Raw genomic sequence first — 26,349 nt, 5'->3', positions numbered from 1 at the left:
GCAGCGAAACGCGTCATGGAGGAGCACCGCGCCGCCGGTGATCCGGCCGGCGCATCGTCACGCACGCGGGAGAATCACCCCATGGCCAAGGTTCTGGTCCTGTACTACTCAAGCTACGGGCACGTAGAGCAGATGGCCTACGCCGTCGCCGAGGGCGCCCGGGAGGCCGGCGCCGAGGCCGTAGTGAAGCGCGTGCCGGAACTGGTGCCGGAGGAAGCGGCCCGGCAGAATCACTTCAAGCTCGATCAGGCGGCGCCGATCGCCACCGTGGCCGAACTCCCCGATTACGACGCGATCATCTTCGGGACGCCCACCCGGTACGGCAACATGGCCTCGCAGATGAAGCAGTTCATCGACCAGACCGGCGGGCTCTGGATGAAGGGTGCGCTGGTCGGCAAGGTCGGATCGGTCTTCACCTCCACCGCCTCGCAGCACGGCGGCCAGGAGACGACCCTGACGAGCTTCCACACGGTGCTGTTCCACCACGGGATGGTGGTGGTTGGGCTGCCCTACAGTTTCCAGGGGCAGGCCGGGGTCGAGGCGGTCAAGGGCAACACGCCCTACGGTGCCAGCACCATCGCGGACGGCGACGGCTCGCGCCAGCCCAGCGCCGTGGAGCTGGAGGGCGCCCGCTTCCAGGGCCGCCACGTCGCTGGGATCGCCGCCAAGCTCGCCTGACGGGAAACCCCTCCCTCAGCAGCGCCCAAGAAAAAAGGCTCGGATTGCTCCGAGCCTGAAGGGGAAAAGGCCAATGGGGGCTGAGAAGGCCTTCGTGATCAATAAACGGGCGGCAGACAGGTCCGTTCCGCGGATGGCGAAAAAAATCTTCGCCGTCAGCGCGGGGCGGCGGCCCGGGCGAGGCGGTCGCGGATCGCTTCGCCCAGGCCCTCGGACGGGATCGGCGCCACCGCGATGGTGGCGGCTCCCGAAGCATCGAGGTCGCGCAAGGCTCCGAACAGCCGGGCCGCCGCCTCGGCCAGATCGGCCGCCGGGCTGAGATTCCGGACCGCGCAGGCCTGCTCGTGGCCCGAGGGGCGCCCCTCTCCGAACAGCAGCACCGCCTCGTCGGCCGTCACGCTCCGGGCGTCGAGGCGCACCCGCGCCCGGGGCGCGTAGTGCGAAGCGAGCATCCCGGGGGCGGCAGGCCGTCCGGGATCCGCGTCGTCGGGGGCGGCCGGGTCGAGACCGAGGACGTCGCGCAGGGCGGCACGGGTGACCCCCCCCGGCCGCAACAGGCGCGGAACACCACCGAGACAGGCCACCACGGTCGATTCGACGCCCACCGGCGTGTCACCGCCGTCGAGCACCGCGGCGATCCGGCCCGCGAGGTCGTCGAGTACGTGCGCGGCCCGGGTCGGGCTGACCCGACCCGACCGGTTCGCCGAGGGCGCCGCCACCGGACGGCCGACATCGGCCAGCAGCGCCTGGGCAACCGGATGCGCCGGCACCCGCAGGGCGACGCTCGGCAACCCGGCGCGGGCGAGATCGCAGATTGCCGTGCCGGGGCGAGCCGGGACCACCAGCGTGAGGGGACCCGGCCAGAAGGCCTCGGCGAGTCGGCGCGCCTGCGCGTCGAAGACGCCCTCGGCCAGGGCCGCCCGCACCGCGGCAAGATGGGAGATCAGCGGGTTGAAGCGCGGCCGTTCCTTGGCGGCGAAGATCCGCGCCACCGCGGCCGCGTCCGTGGCATCCGCGCCGAGCCCGTAGACGGTCTCGGTGGGAAAGGCGACGAGGCCGCCCGCCCGCAGGAGCGCGGCCGCCTCCGCAAGGCCGGACGCGTCGGGGTCGAGCCACCGGGTCGCGGCCGGGACCGTTGACCCGGGATCATTCATGCGGGAAGCCGTCTCCGGGGTGGTGGCGGCGCGAAACCCGCGCGCCTATCCTCGGTCCGCCCTAGCGCCGGTGCGCGGGCGCGGTCAAACCCGCCGCGGGTCGAACGAGCGGGCGGGCCGCAAGACGGGAGGATCCTATGAGTTACCGCGCCCCAGTCCCGGAGATGCTGTTCACCCTCCGGCACGTGGCCGGGCTCGAGGCGGTCGATCCCGACGACGCCGAGGCGATTCTCGGCGAGGCCGCAAGGATCGCCGCCGGCGTGATCGCGCCGCTCAACCGGATCGGCGACCGCCACGGCACGCCCTTCGCGGACGGGCGCGTGACCACGCCGCCCGGCTGGCGGGAGGCCTACCGCACCTTCACGGAGGGCGGCTGGAACGGGCTCTCGGCCGAGGCCGAGCATGGCGGCCAGGGCCTGCCGAAGCTGATCGAGGCCGCCTGCACCGAGATGTGGAACGGCGCCAACCTCGCCTTCGGCCTCTGCCCGCTGCTGACGCAGGGCGGCATCGAGGCGCTGGCGGCCCACGGTTCCGACGCGCTGAGGGAACGCTACCTCGGGAAGCTGGTCTCGGGCGAATGGCCCGCCACCATGAACCTGACCGAACCGCAGGCGGGCTCCGACCTCGCGCTGCTGCGGACCCGAGCCGAGCCCGCGGGAGACGGCACCTACCGGATCACCGGCAGCAAGATCTACATCACGTACGGCGAGCACGACTTGGCGGACAACATCGTCCACCTCGTCCTGGCCCGGCTTCCGGACGCGCCCGCCGGCACGCGGGGCATCTCCCTGTTCCTGGTGCCGAAGGTGCTGCCGGACGGGACCGCCAACGACCTGCGCTGCTCCGGCATCGAGCACAAGCTCGGCATCCACGCCTCGCCGACCTGCTCCATGGCCTTCGGCGACAACGGCGGCGCCACCGGCTGGCTGATCGGCCAGGAGCACAAGGGCCTGGCCTGCATGTTCACGATGATGAACGCGGCGCGGCTCGGTGTCGGCCTCCAGGGCGTCGGGGTCGCCGAGGCGGCGACCCAGCGGGCGCTCGCCTACGCGCAGGAGCGCCGCCAGGGTAAGGCCCTGGGGGGCGCTGAGGCGGCGAGCCCGATCGCCGCGCATCCCGACGTGCAGCGGATGCTGCTCACCATGAAGGCCTACACGGCCGCGTCCCGCGCCATCTGCTACCTCACCGCGGCCGCCCTCGACGCGTCGAAGGGCGCTGAAGGACGGCCGGCCCTGGACCGCGCCTCGCTGCTGACGCCGGTGGCGAAGGCCTTCTCCACCGATCTCGCCAACGAGGTGACCTCGCTGGGCGTCCAGGTCCATGGCGGCATGGGCTTCGTGGAGGAGACCGGCGCCGCGCAGCTCATGCGCGACGCCCGCATCCTCGGCATCTACGAGGGCACCAACGGGATCCAGGCCATCGACCTCACCGCCCGCAAGCTGCCGCTGAACGGTGGTGCCACGGTCCGGTCCCAGATCGCCTGGATGCGCCGGACCGCCGAGGGGCTGCTCAAGGCCGGGGAGCCCGCCTTCGGCCATATGGCGGCCCGGCTTCGGGACGGGATCGGCAGCCTCGACCGGGCGACGAGCCACCAGCTCGCGGCGCTCGCCTCGAACCGGCCCGAGGCGGCGCTGGCCGGGGCAGCGCCGTACCTCCGGCTGTTCGGCCTGACGCTCGGCGGTGCGTGCCTCGCGCGGAGTGCGCTCGCCGCGAGCGCCGCCCTGAAGGCCGGCGGGACCGACCCGGCCCATGCCGGTCGCATCGCGCTGGCGCGGTTCTACGCCGAGAACCTGCTCACCGCGGCCGAAGGCCTGGAACAGACCGTGGTGGCGGGCGGTGCCTTCACGGACGACGCCGCCCTGGCGCTGGCGGTTTGAGGAGGGCGACCATGGCCGATACCGTCGCGATCGACGATCTCCAGGGCGGCGTCCGCCTGATCACCCTGAACCGCCCGGAGAAGAAGAACGCGCTCACCGGCGCGATGTACGACGCCATGCGCGAGGCCCTGGTCGAGGCCGATGGCTCGGGCGCGGTCGGCGCCGTGGTCTTCGCCGGTCAGCCCGGCATGTTCAGCGCCGGCAACGACCTCGCCGACTTCATGGGGCATGCGGGCGACGGCTTCAGCGCCTCCCCGGCCCTGTCGTTCATCCGCCAACTCGCCCGCACCCGCACCCCGATGGTGGCGGCGGTCGACGGGATCGCGGTGGGCATCGGCGCGACGCTCTGCCTGCACTGCGACCTCGTCTACGCGAGTCCGGCGGCGCGGCTGCGCATGCCCTTCGTGGAACTCGGCCTCGTGCCGGAGGCGGCATCGAGCTACCTGCTGCCCCTGCGGGTCGGCCGGCTCAAGGCGACCGAGCTGCTGCTTCTGTCGCGGCCGCTCGAGGCCGACGAGGCGCAGGTGCTCGGCCTCGTCAACGCGGTGCTGCCGGCCGACATGCTGGTGGAGCAGGCGATAGCCCAGGCCACGCGCCTCGCCGCCCTGCCGCGCGGGGCGCTGGCGGCCTCGCGGGCGCTGATCCGCGGAGATCAGGCGCAGGTCGAGGCGGCCCTTGAGGCGGAGGCCAAGGCCTTCGACGTGCAGCTGCGCTCGCCCGAGTCCCAGGAGCGGCTTGCCGCCTTCCTGTCGCGGTCGAAGCCCGCCGCCTCGGCGTGAGCGCGCCCGACCTGTCGCAGAAGATCTGCCTCGTGGCGGGCGCGTCGCGGGGCGTCGGGCGGGGGCTCGCCCGGGCGCTGGGGGAGGCGGGGGCCACCGTGATCGTCACCGCCCGGTCCAGCGAGACGGGCGCGCGCACCGAATTGCGGCCCGAATCGATCGAGGACACGGCCCGCATGGTCGATGCGGCGGGCGGGCGCGGCCACCATTATCTCTGCGACCACCGCTCCGAGCGCGCCACCGACACGCTGGTGCATTGGGTGCTGCGCCGCTTCGGCCGGATCGACGTGGCGGCCTGCAGCGTCTGGAGCGGCAACGAGGGCTACGACGGCGAGCGCTACCCGGACGGGGCCGGCTGGGGGACGCCGTTCTGGCGCCGCTCGGCCGCGCCGTATCTGGGGTTCCTCGAAGCGGGTCCTTTGCCAGCTCTCTTGCTGGCCCGCGCGGTCGCTCCCGCCATGGTGGCGGCACGCGCCGGCCTGATCGCGCTGGTCTCGTTCGGGACCGAGGACTACCTCGGCGACGTGTTCTACGACTCCGCCAAGGCCGCCACCAACCGACTGGCCCTGTCCTTCGCCCGGGATCTGGCGCCCTACGGCGTCACGGCCCTCGGCCTCTCGCCGGGTTTCGTCGCCACCGAGCGGGCGCGGGACCTGGGCCAGGACGGGCTCGCCACCGAAAGCCCCCTCTATGCCGGCCGGGCGCTCGCCGCGCTGGCCGCCGACCCGAACGTCGCCACGCGGGCCGGGTCGGTCCTGCATGCCGGCGACCTCGCGCGGATCTACGGCTTCACGGACAGCGACGGCACGCAACCGGAGCGGTTCCGCGTCGCGCCGTGACGGCAGGGCGCGCGCCGGTTTGACCTCACCGTGCGCCGATCCGGCGCGGGGCCGGCCGCACAGCCCGGTCGAATCCCACAGCCGGGGCGAGGCGTGCTGCGGGAGCGAAAAACGGCCTCAATTCGCCCGCAAGTCAGACAGCGATCTTTGCACGGCCCGATGGCGCGGATTCGGGCCGCCTGCGTGAACGAGGGAAGCTGGCATGTCGGATGCGAATACGGCCCCGCGCGTGCTGATGGTGTTCCCGAAGTTCTACGAAAACTCCATGTGGAACTTCAAGGAGGCCATGGAGCTGCAGGGCGCCCGCGCCCCCGCGCCGCCGCTCGGGCTGATCACGCTGGCCGCGATGCTGCCGCCGGCCTGGCAGGTGACGCTGGTCAACCGCAACTGCGAGGACCTGACCGACGCCGAGATCCAGGCCGCCGATCTCGTGATGACCGGCGGCATGCTGCCCCAAGAGCCGGACTGCCTCGTCGTGATCGACAGGTGCGTCGCGCTCGGCACGCCGGTCTGCGTCGGCGGTCCCGCACCCACCTCGACGCCTGAGGTCTACGACAGGGCCGACTTCCTCGTGCTGGGCGAGGCCGAGGGCATCCTCGACACGTTCGTGGCCGCCTGGGAAGCGGGTGAGCGACGCGGCCGCTTCACGGCCGAGAAGTTCAAGGCCGACGTCACCAAGAGCCCGATCCCGCGCTTCGACCTGCTGACCTTCAGCCACTACCTCTACATCGGCGTCCAGTTCTCGCGCGGCTGCCCGTTCACCTGCGAGTTCTGCGATATCATCGAGCTCTACGGCCGCGCCCCGCGGACCAAGACCACGCCGCAGATGCTGGCCGAACTCGACCGGCTCCACGGCCTCGGCTACCGCGGCCATGTCGACTTCGTCGACGACAACCTGATCGGCAACAAGAAGGCGATCAAGCTGTTCCTGCCGCACCTGATCCAGTGGCAGGAGGCGCACGGCTACCCGTTCAAGTTCTCCACCGAGGCCTCGCTGAACCTCGCGGACGACGAAGAGCTGCTCGGGATGATGCGGGACGCGAACTTCTTCGCCCTGTTCACCGGGATCGAGACGCCCGACGAGGCGACGCTGATCCAGACGCAGAAGAAGCAGAACACCAAGCGGTCGATCGCCGACAGCGTGCACAAGCTCTACGAGCACGGCATGTTCGTCACCGCCGGCTTCATCGTCGGCTTCGACACCGAGAAGGACAGCATCGCCCAGGCGATGTCGCTCTGCATCAGCCAGACCGGCATCCCGATCGCCATGGTCGGCCTGCTCTACGCGCTGCCCAACACGCAGCTCTCGCGCCGCCTGCGCAAGGAGGGCCGCCTCTACGAGAACTACGCGGCGACCACCGCCGATCAGGGCGATCAATGCACGCAGGGGATCAACTTCGTGACCCTGCGCCCGCAGCGTGACGTGTTGGCCGACTACCGCGACGTCCTGCAGGAGATCTACGACCCGGCGAACTTCTTCGACCGGGTGCGGGTGGTCGCAAGCCGCGTGAAGCGGCCGAAATTCGCCGCCCAGAAGCTGAACTGGCGCCACGTCGTCCACGATCTCTATTCGCTGCTGCGCGTCTGCTGGCGGATGACCGTGCGGCGGCCGGAACTCGCCAAGCATTTCTGGAGCGTGTTCCTGGAGACCGCCCGCCGCAACCCGGCGGCCCTGGAGGCCGTGGTCACCAACATGGTGATCTACCTCCACGTCTACCCGTTCTCGCGCTACGTCATCCGCGAGATCAACGGCCGGATCACCGAACTGGACGCCGGCCGCTGGGTGCAGCCGCCGATCCTGCTCCCCGAGGTGGAGAGCGGCGGCAAGGCGGCACCGGTCGGTAAGGTGGCAGCCCGGGCCGAGGTGAAGCACCTCGCCGCCGTCGCCTGAAACCAGCGCGCATCGGACGGGTCGACAGGCCGCCGCGGGAGCGCATCCCCGGCGGCCTTGCCGTCTCTGGCCGGTTTCGGTGAGGGCCCGGGTCCGCCGCCCTGGCGGGCGGAGCGAGGACATCCGGACCGTGCCCCGCCCGCCCAGACCGCTCCGCCCCGAGGCGCTTCGCCCGGCGCGTGAGGACGGACGGAGCCGGAGGGGCCGAAGCGTTCACACCGCCGCGTTGGACGCCCGGAAGGAGCCCGTCAGGCGGCCCGCACCGTCGCCAGGAACGTGTCGATCTCCCGGCGCAGCTCGGTGGATTGGTCCGACAGGCTCGCCGCCGAGGCGAGCATCCGCGTGGCGGCCGTGCCGGTGGCATCGGCGGCCCGCGCCACCGCGTCGATGGTGCCGGTGACCGCGCCGGTTCCGACGGCCGCTTCGGCGACGTTGCGGGCGATCTCCCGGGTCGCTGCGCCCTGCTGCTCGACGGCGGCCGCGATGGAGGTCGCCACCCCGTCGATCTCGCGGATGCGCGCCGCGATGCCGTCGATCGCCCCCACGGTCTGACCTGTGGCGCCCTGGATGCGGCCGACCTGATCGGCGATCTCCCCCGTGGCCTTGGCGGTCTGGGCGGCGAGCTGCTTCACCTCGGCGGCGACCACCGCGAATCCCTTCCCGGCCGCGCCGGCCCGCGCGGCCTCAATGGTGGCGTTGAGTGCCAGCAGGTTCGTCTGGCCGGCGATATCGGTGATCAGGCGCACGACGTCCCCGATCCGGCCCGCCGCCGCGCTCAACTCCTGGACGAGGCTGGCGGTCTGCCCGGCCTCGACCACCGCGCCCCGGGCGAGGTCGGCGGACCCGTCCACCTGCCGGCTGATCTCCTGGACCGAGGCGCCGAGTTCCTCGGCCGCCGCCGCCACCGTGCCGACGTGCTGGGCCGCCTCCTGCGCGGCGCCCGACACCGTCGCGGCGCGCTCGGCCGTGTGCGTGGCCGTGCCGGACATCGCCTCGGCATCCGCGCGCAGGCCGAGGGCGGCGTCCGACACCCGTGCCAGCACGCCGCCGACGGCGGCCTCGAAGGATCCGGCCATCGCGTGGACGGCACGCCGACGCTGCGTCTCGGCGCCCTCGCGCGCCAGCGCGGTGTCCCGCTCCAGGGCGCGGCTGCGGATCAGGTTGTCCTTGAACACCTGCACGGCGGCCGCCATCGCGCCGATCTCGTCCCCGCGCCCCGTGTGCGGAACCGGCACGGTCTCGTCACCCTCGGCGAGGCGACCCATGGTTCCGGTCATGCGCTCGATCGGCCGGGCGATCCCGAAGATCGCGAACAGCATCGCCGCCGCGGCGACCGCGAGGCCCATCACCGTAGCGGCCAGCGCGACGAGCTTGGCCCGCGTCGCCTTCGCCACGGTCACGGCGACGTTGGCCTCCGTCTGCGCCCGCGCGGAGGCAATCGTCTCGGTGAGGCTGGCGACCGCCGCGTCGTTCTGCGCGCCCGTCGCGGGATTCAGCACCAGCGCGAGGGCAGCCGGTTGGTCGCCCGCGATCATCAGCTCGACCACTTGGAGCTGGACGTTCTGATACGCGTTCCAGGCCGTGGTGAACCGTTCGTAGGTCTCCCGCTCGCGGGGAGCAGTCGGGCGCTCCTGAAAGGCTTGGCGCAGGTCGGAGAGCGCCCCGAGCGTGTCGGTCAGCGCGGTCTGGTTCCTGTCGAGGGCCGCCGCATCGGGGGAGGCCACGACCAGTCGGTAGAGGCTGAGGCGCGCGTCCCGGACGGCCGTCCCGATCGCCTCGGCCTGGTTCTGTGCGGGCAGGGCCTGCCGCGAGATCTCGGTCGCATTCCCCTCGATCTCCGACAGGGTCACGACGCTGGCGATCCCCTGGCCGGCGGCGGCGAGGGCGAGCAGGCCGATCGCACCGGAGAGGACCGTCTTGAGAGAGAATCGCATGGGAGCTTCCGTCTTCGCGGGCCTGCCGCGCCTTCAAGCTCGCGCTTTTTCCCAGAGATCCCTTAATTCTTTCTCGGCTCTTGGATAAAGACTAGTGCTAGAGCCACTTCTTCCATCGAAAGAAGAAGTAGGGAAATATGGCGGCAACGACCATCATGACCAGCGCCATCGGGTAGCCGTACGGCAGCTCCAGTTCGGGAAGAGACTTGAAATTCATGCCGTAGATCGAGGCTATCAGGGTCGGTGGCATGAAGACAACCGCCATCACCGAGAACAGTTTGATGATGTTGTTCTGCTCGAGGTTGACGAGCCCGAGTGTTGCATCGAGCAGAAACTGTATCTTGTTGTTCAGGAAGGTGGCGTGCTCCTCCAGTGATTGAAGATCCCGCAGGGTCGAGCGCACGTCTTCCCGAAGGTCGCGCGGCGCCTTGTTGGTCCGGTAGGTCGCGGACAGCGAGAGCAGGATTCGCTCCATGGAGACCAAGCTCTCGCGCTGCTTGGAGATGAGGTCGCCGTGCCGACCGAGCGCCCGCAAGGTGTCCTGAAGGGCGGTGTTGCGGGCGGACGGATCCTCCTGCACCTCGAAGATCTTCCCCGACAGGCGGTCGATCCGCTCGCCCTGGAGCTGGAGCACGTCCGCAGCCCGGTCGATCACCGCCTCGATCAGCCCGGCCAGGATGGATTCCCCGGAGGTCGAGGCGCTGCTGCCGTTGCCCATCGAGCGGCCGGCGCGCTGCGTGTACATCCGGAAGGCCTGCGGCTCCTCGTAGCGCACGGTGACGAGGCGGTTGCCGCGCAGGATGAAGGTGATGCCGGCGAGCCCCGGCTCCTCCGAGTCGCTCACCTTCGAGAGCACCCGCCCGGTCATGTAGCGGGCGCCCTCCTCGACGTAGAGGAGTTCCGAAGGCTCGATGTCCTTCATCTCCTCGCGGGTCGGCACCTCGATGCCCGCGAAGGCCTCGACCTTGAGCTCCTCCTCGCGGCTCGGCCGGATCAGGTCGAGCCAGACGGTATCCTCCGGGATCGTGTCCTGAAGATTGACCACGCGCCGCTCAAGCTGCGTGGATCCGGCGCCGACGGCGGGCTGGTGGATGAAGATCACGAACGAGTCTCGGATGCGGAACGGACGCGAAGCGGCGCAGGGCTCAGCCCGCATCCGGCACCGCGAGTCCCGACGCAAGCTGTGGCGCGGATGTGGCGGTGTTTTCTGACGCTTCCGTGACATTCCGGAGCGCACGCGCGACGACGCAGGGTCCCTCCGTCGTCACGGCCCGATCCAGGGTGATCCGCGCACAGGAACGGGCCGTCGGCCGCGCCGACGAACCCGCCGCGCACCGCGTCAGTTGCAGCCGTCGCAGATGCTGCGATCGATCTGGTCGGTCAGGGCGCGTTCCCGGCGCCGCTCCTCGCGGGAGGGCACCTCGCCTGGCCCCAGCGACGTGCCCGGCGGCTTGGTCACGCCGTAGCTGTTGGTGTTCGGCGCCGTGATCGTCGAGGCCGGGCCGCCGCCGGTGCCGGTCTGGTCGGGCGCGACGGTCTGCGCCGCGAGCGCGCCCGGCAGGGCGAGGCTCAGCGCGGCCAGCGCGAGGGGGCGAAGGCATCCGCGGGTCATGTGGACCTCCAGTCGTCGTGAAAACGCGAAACGTGGCCGCAGGTTGCGTGGGTCATCGCCGCCGCGTGGCGGCGCGGCGGAAGATCCCGGCCATCTCGACGTGACCCGCGTGGCGGAACTGGTCGACCGGCGTCACCGCCTCCAGCCGGTAGCCGCCGGCCACGAGGGTCGCCGCGTCCCGCGCGAAGGTACCGGCGTCGCAGGCGATGCCGACCACTAGGGGGACGCGCGAGGCCGCGAGCTGACGGACCTGGGCATCCGCGCCGGCCCGGGGCGGATCGAACACCACAGCCTCGAAGACGTCGAGTTCAATCGGCAGCAGCGGCCGCCGGAACAGGTCGCGGCGCTCGCTGGTGATCGGGCGCAGGCCCGTGGCCGCGCGGGCGGACCGGTCGAGGCCGGCGAGCGCGGCCGCGTCCGCCTCTACGGCGTGAACGGCCGCGATTCTTGCCATCGCCAGGGTGAGCGGCCCGCAGCCCGCGAACAGATCGGCGGCGCGGCGCACCCGCGGGCCGAGGGCTGCCAGCGTCAGTTCGGTGAGCACGGCCTGCCCGGCGGCCGTCGCCTGCAGGAAGCCGCCGGGGGCCGGGTAGAGGCGGATGTCGCCGGCGGTGACCGAGACCGGCTCGGCCTCCATGAGGCGCTCGCCGTGCAGGGACAGCCGGGCGAGGCCGAGGGCGCCGGCGATCCGCACCAGGGCGGCGCTGACGCCTCCGCTCACCGGGCCATGACCGCGCAGATCGACGTCGAGGCCCTGATCGGTGGCGGTCACCGCGACGTCGAGGGGCTTGCGGCCGTGGCCCAGGGGCGCCGCGAGGCGGCGCGCGATTTCCGGCGCCGCGTGCAGTGCCGGCACGGTGATCGGACAATGATTGATCGGAACCAGGGCGTGGCTGCGCGCCGCCATGAGCCCGGCTTCGGCCCGGTCGTCGATCTCCCGGACGTGCAGCGTGATGCGGCGGCGGCCCGCGCCGTGGGCATCGACGGTCGGCGCCGGGTCGACGGCATGCCCGGCCTGAGACAGGGCCTGCGCGACGAGGCCGCGCTTCCAGGCGAGTTCGGCCGGCCGCGCCAGATGCTGCGTCCGGCAGCCGCCGCAGCGCATGTAGTAGGGACAGAACGGCTCGACCCGGTCGGCGGAGGCCTGCTCGATGCCGAGCAGCTCCGCGCGCCGGCCCTCCGGCCGGATCGCGACGCGCTCCCCCGGCAGCGCGTAGGGGACGAGGATCCCGCCCTCCGCAATGCCGTCGCCCCGGGCACCGAGTTCCCGGATCGCGACCGTCTCGTTGGGGGCATCGCTCATGGGCATCTCACCGGCATCTCATCGGCGTCGCATCCGGCGTCGCATCGGCATCGCGCCGACGACTCTAGGCGATCCGGCCGCTCCCGGGCATCTCACGGCAACCGCGCCCCGATCAGGAACTCGGCATTGCCGTCGCCGCCGGGCACGGGCGAATCGACCAGGCCCAGGATCGCGGCGCCGAGCGCCTCCAGCGCGCTCCGCACCGCGGCGCAGACCTCGGCATGGACCGCCGGATCGCGCACGAGGCCCCCACGCCCGACCCGGGCCCGGCCGGCCTCGAATTGTGGCTTGATCAGCGCGACGAGCTCCGCGCCGGGAGCCAGCAAGGCCGGCAGGACCGGCAGCACGAGGCGCAGGCCGATGAAGCTCACGTCGATGCCCGCGAGATCCGGACGCGGCGTCAGGGCCGCCGGGTCGAGGCCGCGGATGTCCGTGCCCTCCAGGTTCGTCACGCGCGGATCGGCGGCGAGGCGGGGATGGAGCTGTCCCCGTCCCACATCCACGGCGTGGACATGGTGCGCGCCGCGGCCGAGCAGAACGTCCGTGAACCCGCCCGTGGAGGCGCCGACGTCCAGGCCGGTGCGGCCGCGCGGATCCAGGAGGAAGGCATCCAGGGCGGCGGCCAGCTTGAGCCCGCCCCGGGAGACGTAGGGATGCGCGGGAGCCGCGTCGACGCGGGCCCCCGCGGCGACCGGCTCCGAGGCGCGCGTGAGCGGTCGCCCGTCGATCCGCACCAGCCCGGCCTTGATCGCGGCCTGCGCCCGAGCCCGGCTCTCGAAATGGCCCTGCTCCACCAGGAACAGATCGGCGCGTCGGGGGGGCGGGGCACCGGTCGCGGCGCGGTCCGCTATGGGCCGGTCTCGGGTCATCAGAATTAAGCGCGGTTCCGGCAGAGCTGCGGTCGAGGTTCGGAGGCGCGGCCCTGTCGAAGGGCGGCACGCTCCCTAACTAGACCGGGCCGTACAGGAGAGCCACCGCATGACCCGTACCCTGCCGCTGTTCGCATTGCTCGGGACCCTCGCCGCGAGCGGCGCCCTGGCGCAGGAGCCCTCCAAGGAGGGTTCGAAGGAGCCTGCCAAGGCTCCCGAGACCTACGAGGCGCCGATCAAGAACGCCAAGGGCGACGCGATCGGGACGCTGACGATCCGAGACGGGGCGAACGCCCTGGTCCTGCGCGTGGCCATTCAGCCCGGCGGCCTGCCCCCCGGCTGGCACGGCATGCACTTCCACGCGGTCGGCGACTGCTCCGACGCGAAGTTCCAGAATTCCAAGGCGCACGTGAACCACGACCAGAGCAAGCACGGCCTGCTCAACCCGGAGGGCCCCGACGAGGGCGACCTGCCGAACCTCTACGCCGCGCAGGACGGCTCGGCCCAGGCCGAGGTGTCGAGCGAGACGCCGCTCAACGGCGAGGGCGGGCTCAAGGACGGGGACGGTTCGGCCCTGATCATCCACGCCAACCCGGACGACCACACCAGCCAGCCGATCGGCGGCGCCGGCGACCGGGTCGCCTGCGGGGTGATCAAGTAGCCGCGGGCGGCGACGGGACGGCCGGCGGGATCGGCCGCGGCCGGCCGGCCTCGTCGATCGCCACGAAGGTCAGGGTGGCCTGCGTCACCCGCTCGCGCACCTGGGTGCAGAAGCGCCGCGCCCAGGCCTCGACCTCGATCTTCATGGAGGTCCGGCCGACCTGCGAAACCCGGGTGTAGACGCACAGCACGTCGCCCACCCGGACCGGCCGGATGAAGGTCATGGCATCGAGCGCCACGGTGACGACCCGGCCCTGGGCACGATCGACGCCCGCGATGCCGCCGGCCTGATCCATCTGCGAGAGCACCCAGCCGCCGAAGATGTCGCCGTTGGCGTTGGTGTCGGCCGGCATGGCGATGGTGCGCACCGTCAGGTCACCCCGGGGCAGATCGACCTCCGGGGGCGGGGGGGTACTTGCCCCCGCTGAGGGTCCGACGTGCTGCATGCCGTCCATCCACCCGCCTCGCGCCGTCAGGGAAGGAAGCCGGCGAGCTTGAGCCCCGCCGCCACCAGGACTGCGACGGCGCTCAGGATGCATTCGAGCGGGACCAATTGCCAGAGGTCTTGCGTCGCCGCCGAAGGCTCGGCGCGCTGCGCGATATCGTTCATCAGGCGTCCTCCCGGGTGGGTCGATCTCCCGTCGTCCATCCCGTCCCATGCAGAATAACGCATGGGGCGCCCTCGCGCACCCCGAATCAAGGCATGAAAAAGCCCGGCGGCTCGAAGAAGCCGCCGGGCCGATCAAGGCCGCGCGCTCAGTAGTAGAACCGGCGGCGGTAATACGGACGGCGCCAGTAGGGCCGCGGGCCGTAGAACCGACGGCCGTAATACGGGCGGCGCCAGTAGGGCCGCGGGCCGTAGAAACGGCGACGGTAATAGTACTGGGCCTTCTCGGTCGCTGCAGCGGGTGCGGCATCGGCCGGCAGGGCGAGCCCCGGACCGATGGGCGCGGCGGACGCTCTCTCCGGCGCGACGGCCGCGAAGCCCAGCACCAGCAGGGCCGCGAGCAGGAATTTCCTCAGCAAGGTCTCGACTCCCTTGTGTCATTACGTCGTGACGACGAACCGCACGGGAAGCGAGGCCTTCCGACCGGTCCGAAACGCTGCAACGCGTGGGTGAGCCCAAGCGTTGCAGCGTAACCGCTACGGAGTGGCGAACAGGGTTGATCGCGGGTTGAGGCCCGCCGCGTCAGGCGATCTTCGTGGTCATGTCCTCGATGCGGGCCTCGGCGCTCTGTCGGACGAGCGCGATGCCGTGCTCGCAATCCTCGCGGCGCGCGTAACCTTCGCCGGATTCCGCCACCACCTCGCCGTTGCGCGCCCGCAGACGCCAGCGCCACTCGCCCTTGGCGTCCCGGTAGAGTTCGAACCGCATGGTGGAGGCTCCCTGTCCAATCCGGACGAGATGGGATCGGGGGCCCATCAGGAAAAGATTGCCCCTGCGGCTTACGGGGCAGGAATTCCGCCGTCCCGCATCCCGCCCGCCTTCGGCGGTGCGGCGGCGCGACCTGGATACCTCCACACCGCGCGCAGGGACGACGCGTCGAGGTCGGCGACCGGCGGTGCCAGCCCGAGGTCGCGCTCGACCCTCCCCCTCCAAACGCGAAGCCGCCCGGGATGGATGCGTCCCGGGCGGCTTCACAGGTCAGATCGTGTTAGTCGGCTCAGGAGCGCGGCGCCCGCTCCAGCCAGCCGATGTTGCGGCCCTCACCGCCACCGCCACCGCCGCTGCGCGGACGGGCGTCGGCCCGCTGGGGCCGTCCGTCGCGGTTCGGGCGGCCCTGGCTGGGACGCTGCTCACCCTGCGGCCGGGCCGGCCTGCTGTCCGGGCGCGCCTCGCGCCCCTGCGGGGCCTGGCTGCGGCCGTCGGTCCGACCCTCCTGGGGCCGTCCCTGCCGGGGTGCGCCCTGGCCGCCGAACCCGCGTCCGCCCTCGGGCCGCCCCTGCGGGGGACGACCCTGCTGCTGCCGGGGCCGCTGGCCCGGGCGCCCGCCGCCGGGACGCTGCTGCCGCTCGGGCCGGCGCTCCTCCTCGCGGGCGATGTCGGCGGCCTCCTGGCGGGACGGCGGGTTGAAGCCCTCCGGGAAGCCCGCCACCGGCACCTTCTGCCGGGTGATGCGCTCGATGTCGCGCAGGTAGGCCTTCTCCTCGTCGTTGCAGAACGAGATGGCGAGGCCGTCCGCGCCCGCCCGGGCCGTGCGGCCGATCCGGTGAACGTAGCTCTCCGGCACGTTCGGCAGGTCGAAATTGACCACGTGGCTCACGGCCTCGACGTCGATGCCGCGGGCCGCGATGTCGGTGGCCACCAGCACCCGGCTGGAGCCGTCCTTGAAGGCGGCCAGCGCCCGCTCGCGCTGGGGCTGGCTCTTGTTGCCGTGGATCGCCGCCGCCGCGATGCCGACCTTGTCGAGGCCGCGCACCACCCGGTCCGCGCCGTGCTTGGTCCGGGTGAACACGAGGACGCGCTCGATCGCCGGGTCGCGCAGGATGTGCCCCAGCAGCGCCTGCTTGGCGCCAGTGTGGACGAAGATCACCTGCTGGTCGACCCGCTCGGCCGTGGTGGCGACGGGCGTCACCGCGACCTGCACCGGGTCGGTGAGATACTGACTGGCGAGGCCGGCGATGTTCTTCGGCATGGTGGCCGAGAAGAACAGGCTCTGGCGCTTCTGCGGCAGCATCTTCACGATGCGCTTGAGGGCGTGGATGAAGCCGAGGTCGAGCATCTGGTCGGCCTCGTCGAGGACGAGGATCTCGACGCCTTCGAGGGTCAGCGAGCGGCGCTCGATCAGGTCGATCAACCGGCCCGGCGTGGCCACGAGGATGTCGACGCCCGGCGCCAGCGCCCGCTCCTGACGGCTGATGGTGACACCGCCGAACACCACCGTGTTGGTGTACGGCAGGTGGCGCCCGTAATCCGAGAAGGACTCGGCGATCTGGTTGGCGAGCTCGCGGGTGGGCGAGAGCACCAGCACCCGGCAGCCGCGGCGCGGGGGGCGGCGGTCCGAGAGCGAGAGGCGGTGCAGGATCGGCAGCGCGAAGGCCGCGGTCTTGCCGGTGCCGGTCTGGGCGATACCGCAGAGGTCGCGGCCCGCCATGGCCGGCGGGATCGCCTGGGCCTGGATCGGGGTCGGCGCGACGTAGCCAGCCTCGCTGAGCGACCGCAGCACGGGCTGGGCGAGGCCGAAATCGGTGAATTGGGTCAAGGATGTATCCGATGCAGCAGGACCGACCGGGCGCCTCGCGTTCTCGTCGCGAGCGGTGCCGTGTTCGGGTCGGTCCGTTGGCAGGGAGCAGCCCGCGTGATGGGGCGGCTCGGGTGCATGCACGTTATGAAGAGGGGGGCCGGATCACGCCGGAAGGCGCCCGATCCGTCACGCAGCCCCCTCAAGCGGGCCATGGCGGCCGCTGACGCTGCACCGCCGATATGCGGCTGTGCGGCTGCGAAGTCAACTCGCCGCGGTGCGAGCCCGCGCATGGCACGGCATCCGCCGACGCGTGGCTCGACCACCGGGCGGAACGGCGTCTATCCGGTGCGGCGCCCGAGGGGCTCAGCCGGTGACGAAGGCCTGGGCTCGGCGCATCCAGCGCAGGGACGCCTCCACCAGGGTGGGGCTGCGATGCTTGAGGATCGCCGATTTCAGGAGGCTCCTGGGCACTTCCCAGAGCTGGACCGACCCGACCGGGAAATGCGCCACGTCGCCTTGGCTGAGGTGATGCCGCTGGCCGTCCGCGTCGGTGATGAACACCTCGCCCTCCAGGATCGTGATGATCTCATCGGCCTGATGGGTCCACCGGAACGTGCTCGCCGTGGTGCGCCACAGATAGACGTGCGCGCTGCCGTCATGGACCTCGGAGACCTTGGCGGCTTCGGTGACGGGATTGCCCGAGATTATCCAGGCCGCTGGGATCGGTGACGGGCTGAAGGCGGCGATCCCGGGTCGAATCGCGGTGCTGGCGACGGGGCGCCCCTCCTCGTGCAGCTGGATCTCCGCGTAGGCACCTGTGGCGGCCAGGAGGAGGGCCGCGGCGACGAGGATCTTCTTCACGGTCAGCTCCGACACGCGGGGCACAAGGTTCGTACGAACGAAGACAGCGATGTTGGCCCGTCGCTTTCCGAAGATTAGCCGGTGAGACCGACCAGTTCCAGCATGTCCTCCGGTCTTCGCGCGTTTGCCTTAATCAGCACTGGCGCGGATGGTGGTCTTGACACGCGCGCTGCCGGGCCGGACCAGATTTCTACCCGGCCGACCGCCCCCTGCGGGGCCCGCCGCCGCGCTCCGGACTCGATGGCTCCCGCCGAGTTCCGGCTCGGGTCACTCCTGGAAACCGGAGGCGCCCTGCGGGCCGCGCCGCCTGTTCAAGCTCCCGCCCTCGTAGAGGATGACCGGGCGCGGACCCGCGAAGCTGACGCCCAGATCGAACTTCGCCGAACCGCTCTTTCTGGTCCCTCGGTTCGGGTTGGCGACCGTGAAGTCGATGGTGGACCGCGCCGCACATTTGCGGGCCTCGACGTTGCAGATGACCCGCATCGTGCCGGGGCGGTGTGCATACTGTCGCACCGGCCATTGCGCGATGGCGCGTAGCTTCTCGGCCTGCAGGTCCGCCTGGCTATACGGTTTTCCGTAGAACTGGACCGTCCGCCCGTACATGTAGGGTACGTCCGAGACCGGGCTCACGTTGTTGGAGGACCAGATCTGCAGGTAACGGCTCGCGATGGCGGCCGTGCGCTCGCGCATGTCCTCGGGGCTGAGGGCGCTGGCCGCGCTCGCCCACGCGACGACGGTCGCGCCGATCGCCAATCCCCGGACATTCAACATGCGAGCCTCGCTGCTCTCGGACAGGGAAGGCTCAAGGATGGTCGAGCCAGCGCAGGACACCACCGGCCTCGGCAGCGGTCACTCTGCGTCGAACCACGGAAGGCCGGTCCTCGACATCCCGCTCGTAGCGGTCGACGACCTCGACGTGCCGGGGCGGGTAAAACCCTGACGGCGGGTCGACGTCGTCCCGCCGCGCGACGTAGATCTGGCGCGACTGCCGCGGGGCCACGAGGCGGACGTCGTCCTGGCTCGCGTCCGACGACGCGACGCGGGACCCTGCGGCCTTGTGCTGAGCGTTGGCCGTCTGCCGCGGCGCCTGAGGCTTGGGCGCCGGCGCCCGCGATTCCCGGGTGGCGTCCGCCGTGTCAGTCTCGGAGGCCGGTTCGCGGCGGGGCCCGGATTTCGCCAGGAGTTCGGACGCGGTCGGTCGGCGCGGCGGCGGGACGACAGCGGTTCGACGCACGTCTCCCTCATCCGCTCCCGTGCCGTCCCGGGCCGCCTGATCCTTCGCCGGTTCGCTCCTGCGCTCCACGTGGAACACCAGCGGGGGCAGCGGCGGGTTGGCGGCCGGTGCCGCAGCGCGCTGCCGGGTCGGGTCGACCCAGGTCTCCGTGGCCGCCGGGGCCTTGCCGAGCGGTGCGGTCTCGGCCGCGCGGGACGTCGACGCGAGATCGGCGACCTTCGGGGCCTGCCCGGTCGCGGACGGCCCGGCCGTCATGGCCGGCTCGACCTGCGGCCGCTCGGGCCGGCCGCCGACGAAGGCCGCGGTAACCGCGATTCCTGCGGCGAAGGCGGTCCCGACGGCGAGAAATGATCTTACCGGCGCGCTCATAGGCACTCTGTTCGTAGGCGTTGCGGATCCGGGGTCCGACATAAACCCCAGGCTGTCCTGGGTGGTTCCGGCATCCCGCTCTCCCGCGCTGAGCGCGGAGGCGCGAACCGAAGATGAGGCGTGCCGACCCGCCGCGCGCCGGCGTCGAGATCCGCTCCGGCCCTAATATTCCCCGCGCGGTCCGATCCAGACCTGGCGTCGCGCGTCGTCGTCCCAGGAGGGATGGTGCCTCGTCCGGTTGATGCCGGCGGTCACGTCCCGGGGATCCAGACCGATATCCTCAAGGCACCGGCAGTCGAGGCGGCACAGATCGCGGCTGGTCCGCGCACCGGCAAGCCATGACTTCACAGAAGCGACGACGCGGTTCGCCATCGGTGATCTCCCTGGCAGATGTGAACGGCCAGGATCCATCGTTGCTGTCTTCGTGGCGGTGCTGATCCGCACGGCTGCAACGAAGACGGATCGTGGCGTGCCGAGACCCATCAGAGGTTCTGGGACGAGCGCCTGCGCGGTTGCCGGAGATCTGCGGCGATCCGCCCCCGCCGGCTGTCCTGCGTCGATCGGGCGGCCGGGTCCGCTTCGGTCGGGAAGAGGCCGGAGAACAGACCCGAGGCTGCGGCGGCCGTATCGGATACCCGGGAGCGGAGGGGACTAGGCCGCGCGACGCTGAACACATGAGCGTTGATCGCACCCCGCGATCATGCCGGAGTCGCGATCCATCCTGCGGGGGCTGCCCATGGCCGGACGGCCGAAGGGCTCGATCACCTGATCGCTTGCCGGATGGTGTGTGTGTCGGATGCGTCGGACAGGGCTGCGCGGAGCGCGTCGGCCACTTCCGAAGTCGTGCACCGAACCTCGTCTCGCTGTTCGAGAAAAGGTTGGTGCGGCCAAGAGGACTCGAACCTCCACCCCTCGCGGGACTAGCACCTCAAGCTAGCGCGTCTACCAATTCCGCCATGGCCGCATCGGACGCGAAGACCCGTCCATTCGCTCGACTTGTGCGCCCCGCGGGAGAACCCGGGGCCGCCGTCGTGTCGCGCGGCGCAGCGGATAACAGATCGCCCCGCCGCCGACAAGCGTTTCGCTCACGCTCGATCGTAGCCGGTCTCCAGGAGCGAGGCCGCGCCGTCGCCGATGCTGGCGCCGGGCTCCACGATCGAGGCCGCCTTGCGGATCAGCTCCGTCACCTCGACGGAGATGCGGTCGCCCGTCACCACGATCTGCCCGCGGGCGATCGGGTGATCGTTGGCCAGGATCTCGACCATGTCGCTGTCGCTGGCCTCGAGCTCGATCACGGCGCCGCGGCCCATGCGCAACAGCATGTGCAGCGGCATGCGGGCGCGGCCCAGCACCACCGTCAGATCGACCTTCAGGGTCTCGAAGACCGCCACCGTTCGTCATCCCGTCTTGCAGTTGGAACCTTGCAACCGCCGGTCGCGGATGGTGAAGGCTTCGACCATCGCCGCAGGATGGTGAACCCTTGGTAAACGCGCCGCGCCTCACGGTCAGCCCCCACGCCTTCCCGAAGGAGACCGGCTCCGATCCGGCCGCGGGGCCGGTGGGCTGGCGCGTGAGCGACGCACCCGTGGCGTACGCGGCGGCCGTCGCCTGGATGGAGGCGCGCGCGGAGGCGGTCGCCCGCGGCGCGGCCCCGGAATGCGTCTGGCTGCTGGAGCACCCGCCGCTCTACACGGCCGGGACGTCGGCACGGCCCGCCGATCTCGTGGCGCCCGGGCGCTTCCCGGTCCACGCCACGGGGCGGGGCGGGCAGTACACCTATCACGGCCCCGGTCAGCGGGTCGCCTACGTGATGCTCGACCTCGGCCGGCGCAGCCGCGACCTGCGCGCCTACGTGGCGAGCCTGGAGGCGTGGCTGATCGAGACGCTGGCCGCCTTCAACATCCGCGCCGAGCGCCGCGAGGATCGGGTCGGCGTCTGGGTGCGCCGTCCCGAGAAGGGCCCGGGGGTCGAGGACAAGATCGCGGCGATCGGCATCCGGGTGCGCCGCTGGGTCAGCTTCCACGGCATCAGCCTGAACGTCGAGCCCGATCTCACGCATTTCGACGGGATCGTACCCTGCGGCGTCCGGGAGCACGGGGTGACGAGCTTGGTCGATCTCGGCCTGCCGGTGAGCATGGCGGAGGTCGACATGCAACTCCGGGCGGCGTTCGAGGACATCTTCGGGGCGACCGTGACTGAGGCGGCGGACTGACCGCACCGCGCTCAGAAATCCGCGTGCAGCCGCGAGGCGAAGAAGTGGGCGGGGCCGCGGTCGCGGTTGTAGCCCGGGTTGTTCACGAACTGGTAGTCGAAGGTCAGGGTCACGAACTTGGTGAGGTTCAGGGCGTAGTAGGTCTCCAGCGCCCGCTCGGTGCCGTAGTTGAGCCGCCCGTCGCCGACGAGCAGCCCGAAATAGCCCGCCGCGAAGGCGGCCCGGTGCGAGGGCGAGAGGCCGTTCATCGCCGCGCCGATGCCCACCGTGTCGTCCGGCCGGTCCCAGGCCTTGCCCTTCAGCGACAGGCCGCCGGAGAAACTCTGGTCGATGTCGGTGAAGGAGATGTTCTCCGTCCGCCCGTCGTTCAGGCTGGCGCGGGCGAACAGTCCGAGTTCCGGGGTGAGCGCCTGCTCCAGGTTGATGTAGCCGCCGGTCTTGCGGCGGGGGCGCCGCGTCGCCGCGACTGCGTCGTTGATGTCGTCGAAGGCGCCGATTTGCGTGAGGGTGACCACCGACCGGTTGTTGGCCGAGACCCCCACGTTCGAGAACAGCCCGAGGCGGAGCTTGCCCGGCTGGTCGAGCCACGGGAGCACGTAGCGCTGCTCGAACTCCGCGTTCAGTCCGGCGCGCCGGAACACCCGCGGGTCGAGGACGTCGCTCGACGGCTCCTTGGGGACCTGCGTGTAGGCGGCGCGGATCGCGAATTCCGGCCGGTTGTACTCGGCGTAGACGCCCTGGGTGAAGCCGGGGAGGTTCGCCGGGAAGTCCCAGGCCGAGGCGCCCCAGAGCGACCAGTTGAAGAAGTCGACCCGCGGATCGTGCGCGTAGACGTTGCCGTCGAAGAAGTCGCCGAGCGCGAACTTGCCGGCGATCAGCGTGATCCGCTCGGAATCGTAGCGGGTGGCGACCTGATTGGGCCCGTCCGGCACCTCCACGGTCTCGCCGCCCAGCCCGATCGTCTGCTTCACGTAGTAGCGGTTCGAGCGCAGCTTCGGGAACGGGGCGCCGGCCTTCTGCGCCTCGCCGTTGACGAAGCCCGCGACGCCGAGCGTCCGCGACAGGCCGAAGCCCTGGCTGAACTCGGGATTGTAGTAGATCTCGGTGCTGTCGGTGAGCTTGAGCCCGAGGAAGATCGTAGCCGTCGTCGTCTGCCGGGCCTGATGCGGGACCAGGCTCTGCGCGCCCGCGTAGGGTGAGCGGAAGCCCGGCACCCCCTGCGCGATCAGAGTCGTCTGCCCGTGCAGCGAGAAGCGGCCGGTGTCGCCGTTGTCGGGATCGTGCGGGGCGGTCTCGTCCGGATCCGGCGGAGCCCTCAATCCCTCCGGGAACCACATCAGCCGGGCGAAGAGCTGGTTGGACGTGAAGCTCGCCCGGCTGGTGACCGGGCCGCCCGCATCGCCGGGCACGACGCCCAGCGTGAAGCGCCGGCTGCCGCCGAGATCGATGTAGCGGTAGTCGATCCCGAGGGCGAGGTGATCGGTGATGGCGTACTGGATGCCCGCGCCCAGGGTGAAGCCGACATAGCCGAGTTCCCGCCGGGCCGCGTTCTGGCCCCCCACGTCGAGGTTCGGGTAGGACGCGAGGAATCGCGCGTTCGCCCCCGTGAGCCCGAAGGCGCCGTAGATCAGGTAGCGGTCGAAGCTGTAGCCGAGGCGGGCGCGCAGGGCGCCGTAGAGATCGGTCTTGGCGCGCACGACGTTGAAGGCCGGGTCCACGTCCGCGTAGCCGAAGCCCGCGATGGTCGAGGGAACCGGCCGTTTCAGGTTCGCCGCGTCGAGGCTGGCCTCGACGCCGTAGACCCACGGCCCGCTCTGCCAGTTCCAGCCGCCGAACAGGCCGCCCGCCGCCGTGGTGGCGTCGCGCCCCTGGTCGCTGCGGCCGGTGGAATCGCCGCTCTTGAAGGCCGGGACCGGGCGGCCGCCGATCGTGGTGGGCCCGAAATTGTAGGCCCCATAGGATCCTCCGGCGCTACCCTCCAGGCCGAGATAGCCGCCGGACCAGTCGGCGTAGGCCGGACCCTCCGCCGCGGCCGGCGGGGCGGCAGGATCGGCCGCCCGTGCGGCGACGGGGGCGAGGAGGGAGGCGGTCAGCGCGAGGACCGCGACGTGGGCCAGGGTCACGGAACGGGTTCTCATCCGACTCACGGCAAAAGTATAGCACTTGCTAAGACGGGGCCGGCCGTTAAGCAAGCACGGGTTCTGCCGGGGCACAGCTCGTTCCGCCAAACGCCGCGATCTGCCCGGCACTTCGATCCCGCTCCCCATCCTGGCGCCGCGGCATGGCAGTGACATGACGACACGGCCCCGATGGATTGGTCAAGATTCGGACCGCCGCGAGATGGCGAACATCTTCGTCAGGGCGGCTGATAGTAGGAAGTCTGCACGACCATGCTTCGAATTACGCGCCGGTCGTCAGTGCGAAATCGCAGATTAGAATTGTTATTATTTGAGAGCGCTGCGATTCGAGTTTGAACTTCGCGTGTGAGCCGTTATGTCCGCTTCCATGCGTGCTTTGAACGTCCCCCCGATTCTCCGCGGCCTCGCCGCGGCCTCGCTCCTCGCGCTCGCCGGGACAGCGATGGCCAAGGAGGTGCCGATCGGCCCGCACGTCACGCGGAACGGCCTCGAGGTCGCCGCCGTCTATCTCCAGCCGATCGAGATGGATCCGCCCGGCATGATGCGCGAGGCCGCGCAGTCGGACATCCACCTCGAGACGGATATCCGGGCCGCCAAGGACAACCGCAACGGCTTCGCGGAGGGCGACTGGGTTCCAGCCCTCGACGTCCGGTTCGAGGCGGTGAAGCTCGACGGCGACAAGGCCACCGACCAGAAGGTGGCCGGCATGCTGATGCCGATGGTCGCCAATGACGGGCCGCATTACGGCGACAACGTCAAGCTCTTCGGTCCCGGCCGCTACCGCCTCAAGGTGACCGTCGCGCCGCCCGGCAAGGCCAGCCATTTCGGCCGCCACGTGGATAAGGAGACGGGGGTCGGGCCGTGGTTCGAGCCCTTCGACGTGACCCAGGACTTCACCTTCGCCGGCGTCGGCAAGAAGGGCGCCTACTGAGATCCCGGAGGTCGCCGTGACACGCCTGCCGCGTTCCGCCCGCTTCGCCCTCGCGCTGCTCGCCGCCTGCGCGGCCGCGCCGGTGCGCGCGGACGATATGCCGGTGATCAAGGTCGAGATGCGGGACGGGATGATCCTTCCGGCCGTGATCGAGGTCCCGGCCAACACCCGGTTCAAGCTGGAGATCTCGAACACGGGCCAGACCCCCGTGGAGTTCGAGAGCCTGGAGCTGAAGCGCGAGAAGGCGCTCGCCGCCGGCTCGACCTCGGCGATCGTGTTCCGCACCGTCGAGCCCGGCACCTACCAGGTGTTCGACGATTTCCATCCGGAGGCGAAGGCGACCCTGGTGGCCAAATGAGCGCGTCGACGACAGCGCCCGGCTCCCTCCCGCTCGCCCGCCTCCCCTCCCGCCGGGCCGCGATCGACCTGCGGCTCGCCCGGTTCGGCGACTGGCTGCGGCGGTACGGCTGGATGATCCGCGCCGTGCAGTGGCTGATCGTCGCCGTCTACGCCGTGCTGGTGATCGTGCCGGCGCTGCTGCCGCTCCCCGACAACGCCGCCCATCTCTGGACCAACCTGACGCTCGCCGCCCAGTTCGCCTTCTGGGGGATCTGGTGGCCCTTCGTGCTGGTCAGCATGGTGCTGGTCGGCCGGGCCTGGTGCGGCGTCCTCTGTCCCGAGGGGGCGCTCAGCGAATTCGCCAGCCGCTGGAGCCGCGGCTACGCCGTGCCGCGCTGGATCACGTGGCAGGGCTGGCCGTTCGTGGCGTTCGCGGGCACCACCGTCTACGGGCAGATGACCAGCGTGTACGGCTACCCGAAGCCGGTCCTCGCGGTGCTCGGCGGCTCGACGGTCGCGGCGATCGTGGTCGGCCTGCTCTACGGCCGCAACAAGCGGGTCTGGTGCCGCTATCTCTGCCCGGTCAACGGCGTCTTCGCGGTGCTGTCGAAGCTCGCCCCGGTCAGCTTCCAGGTCGACCGCGCTGCCTGGGCGGCCTCGCCCAAGCCCGTCCGGGGTGCGGAGGCGTTCAACTGTGCCCCGCTGGTTCCGGTGAAGACGATGCGCGGCGCGGGGGCCTGCCACATGTGCGGGCGCTGCAGCGGCCATCGCGGCGCCGTGCGCCTCGCCCTGCGTTCCCCCAACCACGAGATCGTGCACGTGGCCGGCGAGGAGCCCAGCCTCGACCAGTCCATGCTGATCCTGTTCGGCATGCTGGCGCTGGCGGTGGGGGCCTTCCAGTGGTCGTCGAGCCCCTGGTACGTCGAGGCCAAGCAATGGGCCGCCACGTGGCTCATCGAGCACGGGACGACGTGGCCCCTGGAGCACTCGGCGCCCTGGTTCGTGCTGACGAACTACCCCGACCGCAACGACGTGATGACCCTCCTCGACGGCGGGTTGCTTCTGGCCTACATCGGCGCCGCCACGGTGATCCTCGGGCTCGCCCTGTCGGCGATCGTGGCGCTCGCGACGGTCGCGCTCGGCGGCTGGTCGCTCCGGCGCTTTCACCACCTGACCCAGACGCTGATCCCGGTGGCGGGCTGCGGCGTCTTCCTGGGATTGTCCGCCCTCACCGTCACCTTCCTGCGCGGCGACGGCATCGTGGTCCCCTACGTGGCGGAGATGCGCGCCGGCCTGCTCGCGGGCGCGAGCCTGTGGAGCGTCTGGCTCGCGTGGCGGGTCGCAGGCCTCGGCGCGGGCGGCCTGCGTCGGGCGGCGGCCACGGCCTGCATCGCGGGGGCCGCCACCCTGTCGGTGGCCAACTGGGTGCTCCTGTTCTGGATCTGGTAGCGCGGTTCGCGCGACGCTTCGCAACCTCTCGCAAC

The 26,349-nt window shown here is 71.2% G+C and carries 27 protein-coding genes and 1 tRNA gene; 10 read left to right on the top strand and 18 right to left on the bottom strand.

The window, feature by feature from the left end:
* The first annotated feature begins 81 nt into the window (after positions 1-81).
* Positions 82-678, top strand: coding sequence for an NAD(P)H:quinone oxidoreductase (gene wrbA, locus MKK82_RS03550; protein WP_243984665.1), 597 nt, complete (start codon positions 82-84; stop codon positions 676-678).
* Between the two features lie 155 nt (positions 679-833).
* Here the strand turns inward: wrbA and MKK82_RS03545 are convergent, their stop codons facing one another.
* A complete protein-coding gene (locus tag MKK82_RS03545; protein WP_238290565.1) occupies positions 834-1,832 on the bottom strand; it encodes an L-threonylcarbamoyladenylate synthase in 999 nt (332 codons plus the stop codon).
* Positions 1,833-1,969: 137 nt separating this feature from the next.
* Here MKK82_RS03545 and MKK82_RS03540 point away from each other — a divergent pair, with 137 nt between their 5' ends.
* From MKK82_RS03540 to MKK82_RS03525, 4 genes are all read left to right on the top strand, one after another.
* The gene (locus tag MKK82_RS03540) at positions 1,970-3,709 is read left to right on the top strand and encodes an acyl-CoA dehydrogenase (RefSeq protein ID WP_238290567.1); all 1,740 of its coding nucleotides are present in this window, start codon (positions 1,970-1,972) and stop codon (positions 3,707-3,709) included.
* An 11-nt stretch (positions 3,710-3,720) separates the two neighbouring features.
* On the top strand, positions 3,721-4,488 hold the full coding sequence (locus MKK82_RS03535; RefSeq protein WP_238290569.1) for an enoyl-CoA hydratase-related protein: 768 nt from the start codon (positions 3,721-3,723) through the stop codon (positions 4,486-4,488).
* A gap of 32 nt (positions 4,489-4,520) precedes the next feature.
* Complete coding sequence (locus tag MKK82_RS03530) at positions 4,521-5,327, top strand: SDR family NAD(P)-dependent oxidoreductase (protein WP_238290623.1); 807 nt, start codon at positions 4,521-4,523, stop codon at positions 5,325-5,327.
* A 202-nt stretch (positions 5,328-5,529) separates the two neighbouring features.
* Complete coding sequence (locus MKK82_RS03525) at positions 5,530-7,218, top strand: B12-binding domain-containing radical SAM protein (RefSeq protein WP_238290570.1); 1,689 nt, start codon at positions 5,530-5,532, stop codon at positions 7,216-7,218.
* A 248-nt stretch (positions 7,219-7,466) separates the two neighbouring features.
* Here MKK82_RS03525 and MKK82_RS03520 read toward each other — a convergent pair whose 3' ends face one another.
* From MKK82_RS03520 to MKK82_RS03500, 5 genes are all read right to left on the bottom strand, one after another.
* The gene (locus MKK82_RS03520) at positions 7,467-9,152 is read right to left on the bottom strand and encodes a methyl-accepting chemotaxis protein (protein ID WP_238290571.1); all 1,686 of its coding nucleotides are present in this window, start codon (positions 9,150-9,152) and stop codon (positions 7,467-7,469) included.
* Between the two features lie 97 nt (positions 9,153-9,249).
* Positions 9,250-10,254: a magnesium transporter CorA family protein gene (locus MKK82_RS03515; RefSeq protein ID WP_238290572.1), complete on the bottom strand. Its 1,005-nt coding sequence runs from the start codon at positions 10,252-10,254 to the stop codon at positions 9,250-9,252.
* A gap of 237 nt (positions 10,255-10,491) precedes the next feature.
* Positions 10,492-10,764: a hypothetical protein gene (locus tag MKK82_RS03510; protein ID WP_238290573.1), complete on the bottom strand. Its 273-nt coding sequence runs from the start codon at positions 10,762-10,764 to the stop codon at positions 10,492-10,494.
* Positions 10,765-10,816: 52 nt separating this feature from the next.
* Complete coding sequence (locus tag MKK82_RS03505; protein WP_238290574.1) at positions 10,817-12,067, bottom strand: class I SAM-dependent RNA methyltransferase; 1,251 nt, start codon at positions 12,065-12,067, stop codon at positions 10,817-10,819.
* A 92-nt stretch (positions 12,068-12,159) separates the two neighbouring features.
* Positions 12,160-12,936: a TlyA family RNA methyltransferase gene (locus tag MKK82_RS03500; RefSeq protein WP_238290575.1), complete on the bottom strand. Its 777-nt coding sequence runs from the start codon at positions 12,934-12,936 to the stop codon at positions 12,160-12,162.
* Between the two features lie 109 nt (positions 12,937-13,045).
* On the opposite strand from MKK82_RS03500, the gene MKK82_RS03495 reads away from it, so the two are divergent.
* A complete protein-coding gene (locus MKK82_RS03495) occupies positions 13,046-13,597 on the top strand; it encodes a superoxide dismutase family protein (RefSeq protein ID WP_238290577.1) in 552 nt (183 codons plus the stop codon).
* Here MKK82_RS03495 and MKK82_RS03490 read toward each other — a convergent pair.
* The 11 genes from MKK82_RS03490 to MKK82_RS03440 form a co-directional block, all read right to left on the bottom strand.
* Positions 13,590-14,042 carry an acyl-CoA thioesterase gene (locus MKK82_RS03490; protein WP_238290579.1) on the bottom strand — a complete coding sequence of 151 codons (453 nt, stop codon included), beginning with the start codon at positions 14,040-14,042 and terminating at the stop codon, positions 13,590-13,592. The two genes, MKK82_RS03495 and MKK82_RS03490, sit on opposite strands and share 8 nt — an antisense overlap.
* A 26-nt stretch (positions 14,043-14,068) precedes the next feature.
* Positions 14,069-14,206 (bottom strand): hypothetical protein, encoded by a 138-nt coding sequence (locus MKK82_RS03485; protein WP_238290581.1) that lies wholly within the window; start codon positions 14,204-14,206, stop codon positions 14,069-14,071.
* A gap of 146 nt (positions 14,207-14,352) precedes the next feature.
* A complete protein-coding gene (locus MKK82_RS03480; RefSeq protein ID WP_243984663.1) occupies positions 14,353-14,622 on the bottom strand; it encodes a hypothetical protein in 270 nt (89 codons plus the stop codon).
* A gap of 163 nt (positions 14,623-14,785) precedes the next feature.
* On the bottom strand, positions 14,786-14,971 hold the full coding sequence (locus MKK82_RS03475; RefSeq protein ID WP_238290585.1) for a YegP family protein: 186 nt from the start codon (positions 14,969-14,971) through the stop codon (positions 14,786-14,788).
* Positions 14,972-15,260: 289 nt separating this feature from the next.
* On the bottom strand, positions 15,261-16,799 hold the full coding sequence (locus MKK82_RS03470; RefSeq protein ID WP_243984661.1) for a DEAD/DEAH box helicase: 1,539 nt from the start codon (positions 16,797-16,799) through the stop codon (positions 15,261-15,263).
* 345 nt (positions 16,800-17,144) lie between these two features.
* Positions 17,145-17,642 carry a cupin domain-containing protein gene (locus tag MKK82_RS03465; protein ID WP_238290589.1) on the bottom strand — a complete coding sequence of 166 codons (498 nt, stop codon included), beginning with the start codon at positions 17,640-17,642 and terminating at the stop codon, positions 17,145-17,147.
* A 267-nt stretch (positions 17,643-17,909) separates the two neighbouring features.
* The gene (locus tag MKK82_RS03460; protein WP_243984659.1) at positions 17,910-18,413 is read right to left on the bottom strand and encodes a hypothetical protein; all 504 of its coding nucleotides are present in this window, start codon (positions 18,411-18,413) and stop codon (positions 17,910-17,912) included.
* Between the two features lie 31 nt (positions 18,414-18,444).
* A complete protein-coding gene (locus MKK82_RS03455; RefSeq protein ID WP_243984657.1) occupies positions 18,445-19,245 on the bottom strand; it encodes a hypothetical protein in 801 nt (266 codons plus the stop codon).
* A 162-nt stretch (positions 19,246-19,407) separates the two neighbouring features.
* Positions 19,408-19,617 (bottom strand): hypothetical protein, encoded by a 210-nt coding sequence (locus MKK82_RS03450; protein ID WP_238290592.1) that lies wholly within the window; start codon positions 19,615-19,617, stop codon positions 19,408-19,410.
* A gap of 507 nt (positions 19,618-20,124) precedes the next feature.
* Positions 20,125-20,209: transfer RNA gene (locus MKK82_RS03445), tRNA-Leu, on the bottom strand.
* Positions 20,210-20,330: 121 nt separating this feature from the next.
* Positions 20,331-20,636, bottom strand: a complete 306-nt coding sequence (locus tag MKK82_RS03440; RefSeq protein WP_238290593.1) for a FliM/FliN family flagellar motor switch protein — start codon at positions 20,634-20,636, stop codon at positions 20,331-20,333.
* Positions 20,637-20,725: 89 nt separating this feature from the next.
* Between MKK82_RS03440 and lipB the strand changes: the two genes are divergently transcribed.
* Positions 20,726-21,457 (top strand): lipoyl(octanoyl) transferase LipB, encoded by a 732-nt coding sequence (gene lipB, locus MKK82_RS03435; protein ID WP_238290594.1) that lies wholly within the window; start codon positions 20,726-20,728, stop codon positions 21,455-21,457.
* 11 nt (positions 21,458-21,468) lie between these two features.
* Here the strand turns inward: lipB and MKK82_RS03430 are convergent, their stop codons facing one another.
* A complete protein-coding gene (locus MKK82_RS03430) occupies positions 21,469-23,595 on the bottom strand; it encodes a carbohydrate porin (RefSeq protein WP_238290595.1) in 2,127 nt (708 codons plus the stop codon).
* A gap of 367 nt (positions 23,596-23,962) precedes the next feature.
* On the opposite strand from MKK82_RS03430, the gene MKK82_RS03425 reads away from it, so the two are divergent.
* The 3 genes from MKK82_RS03425 to MKK82_RS03415 are packed head-to-tail and all read left to right on the top strand — an operon-like array spanning position 23,963 to position 26,314.
* A complete protein-coding gene (locus MKK82_RS03425; protein ID WP_238290596.1) occupies positions 23,963-24,526 on the top strand; it encodes an iron transporter in 564 nt (187 codons plus the stop codon).
* Between the two features lie 16 nt (positions 24,527-24,542).
* Positions 24,543-24,884 (top strand): cupredoxin domain-containing protein, encoded by a 342-nt coding sequence (locus tag MKK82_RS03420; RefSeq protein ID WP_238290597.1) that lies wholly within the window; start codon positions 24,543-24,545, stop codon positions 24,882-24,884.
* Positions 24,881-26,314, top strand: a complete 1,434-nt coding sequence (locus MKK82_RS03415) for a 4Fe-4S binding protein (RefSeq protein WP_373323363.1) — start codon at positions 24,881-24,883, stop codon at positions 26,312-26,314. The genes MKK82_RS03420 and MKK82_RS03415 overlap by 4 nt, the downstream gene beginning before the upstream one ends.
* The last annotated feature ends 35 nt before the right edge of the window (positions 26,315-26,349 follow it).

It is taken from the genome of Methylobacterium sp. E-046 (assembly GCF_022829625.1).
Lineage (GTDB): Bacteria > Pseudomonadota > Alphaproteobacteria > Rhizobiales > Beijerinckiaceae > Methylobacterium > Methylobacterium longum.
The sequence above is the reverse complement of the archived record's forward strand: the minus strand, read 5'-3'. Positions and strand labels throughout refer to the sequence as shown.

Excerpts from the sequence above, each read along its gene's own strand:
- wrbA (WP_243984665.1), top strand. The coding sequence starts at position 82 with ATGGCCAAGGTTCTGGTCCTGTACTACTCAAGCTACGGGCACGTAGAG.
- MKK82_RS03545 (WP_238290565.1), bottom strand. The coding sequence starts at position 1,832 with ATGAATGATCCCGGGTCAACGGTCCCGGCCGCGACCCGGTGGCTCGAC.
- MKK82_RS03540 (WP_238290567.1), top strand. The coding sequence starts at position 1,970 with ATGAGTTACCGCGCCCCAGTCCCGGAGATGCTGTTCACCCTCCGGCAC.
- MKK82_RS03535 (WP_238290569.1), top strand. The coding sequence starts at position 3,721 with ATGGCCGATACCGTCGCGATCGACGATCTCCAGGGCGGCGTCCGCCTG.
- MKK82_RS03525 (WP_238290570.1), top strand. The coding sequence starts at position 5,530 with ATGTCGGATGCGAATACGGCCCCGCGCGTGCTGATGGTGTTCCCGAAG.
- MKK82_RS03520 (WP_238290571.1), bottom strand. The coding sequence starts at position 9,152 with ATGCGATTCTCTCTCAAGACGGTCCTCTCCGGTGCGATCGGCCTGCTC.
- MKK82_RS03510 (WP_238290573.1), bottom strand. The coding sequence starts at position 10,764 with ATGACCCGCGGATGCCTTCGCCCCCTCGCGCTGGCCGCGCTGAGCCTC.
- MKK82_RS03505 (WP_238290574.1), bottom strand. The coding sequence starts at position 12,067 with ATGAGCGATGCCCCCAACGAGACGGTCGCGATCCGGGAACTCGGTGCC.
- MKK82_RS03500 (WP_238290575.1), bottom strand. The coding sequence starts at position 12,936 with ATGACCCGAGACCGGCCCATAGCGGACCGCGCCGCGACCGGTGCCCCG.
- MKK82_RS03495 (WP_238290577.1), top strand. The coding sequence starts at position 13,046 with ATGACCCGTACCCTGCCGCTGTTCGCATTGCTCGGGACCCTCGCCGCG.
- MKK82_RS03490 (WP_238290579.1), bottom strand. The coding sequence starts at position 14,042 with ATGCAGCACGTCGGACCCTCAGCGGGGGCAAGTACCCCCCCGCCCCCG.
- MKK82_RS03485 (WP_238290581.1), bottom strand. The coding sequence starts at position 14,206 with ATGAACGATATCGCGCAGCGCGCCGAGCCTTCGGCGGCGACGCAAGAC.
- MKK82_RS03475 (WP_238290585.1), bottom strand. The coding sequence starts at position 14,971 with ATGCGGTTCGAACTCTACCGGGACGCCAAGGGCGAGTGGCGCTGGCGT.
- MKK82_RS03460 (WP_243984659.1), bottom strand. The coding sequence starts at position 18,413 with ATGTTGAATGTCCGGGGATTGGCGATCGGCGCGACCGTCGTCGCGTGG.
- MKK82_RS03455 (WP_243984657.1), bottom strand. The coding sequence starts at position 19,245 with ATGAGCGCGCCGGTAAGATCATTTCTCGCCGTCGGGACCGCCTTCGCC.
- MKK82_RS03450 (WP_238290592.1), bottom strand. The coding sequence starts at position 19,617 with ATGGCGAACCGCGTCGTCGCTTCTGTGAAGTCATGGCTTGCCGGTGCG.
- MKK82_RS03430 (WP_238290595.1), bottom strand. The coding sequence starts at position 23,595 with ATGAGAACCCGTTCCGTGACCCTGGCCCACGTCGCGGTCCTCGCGCTG.
- MKK82_RS03425 (WP_238290596.1), top strand. The coding sequence starts at position 23,963 with ATGCGTGCTTTGAACGTCCCCCCGATTCTCCGCGGCCTCGCCGCGGCC.
- MKK82_RS03415 (WP_373323363.1), top strand. The coding sequence starts at position 24,881 with ATGAGCGCGTCGACGACAGCGCCCGGCTCCCTCCCGCTCGCCCGCCTC.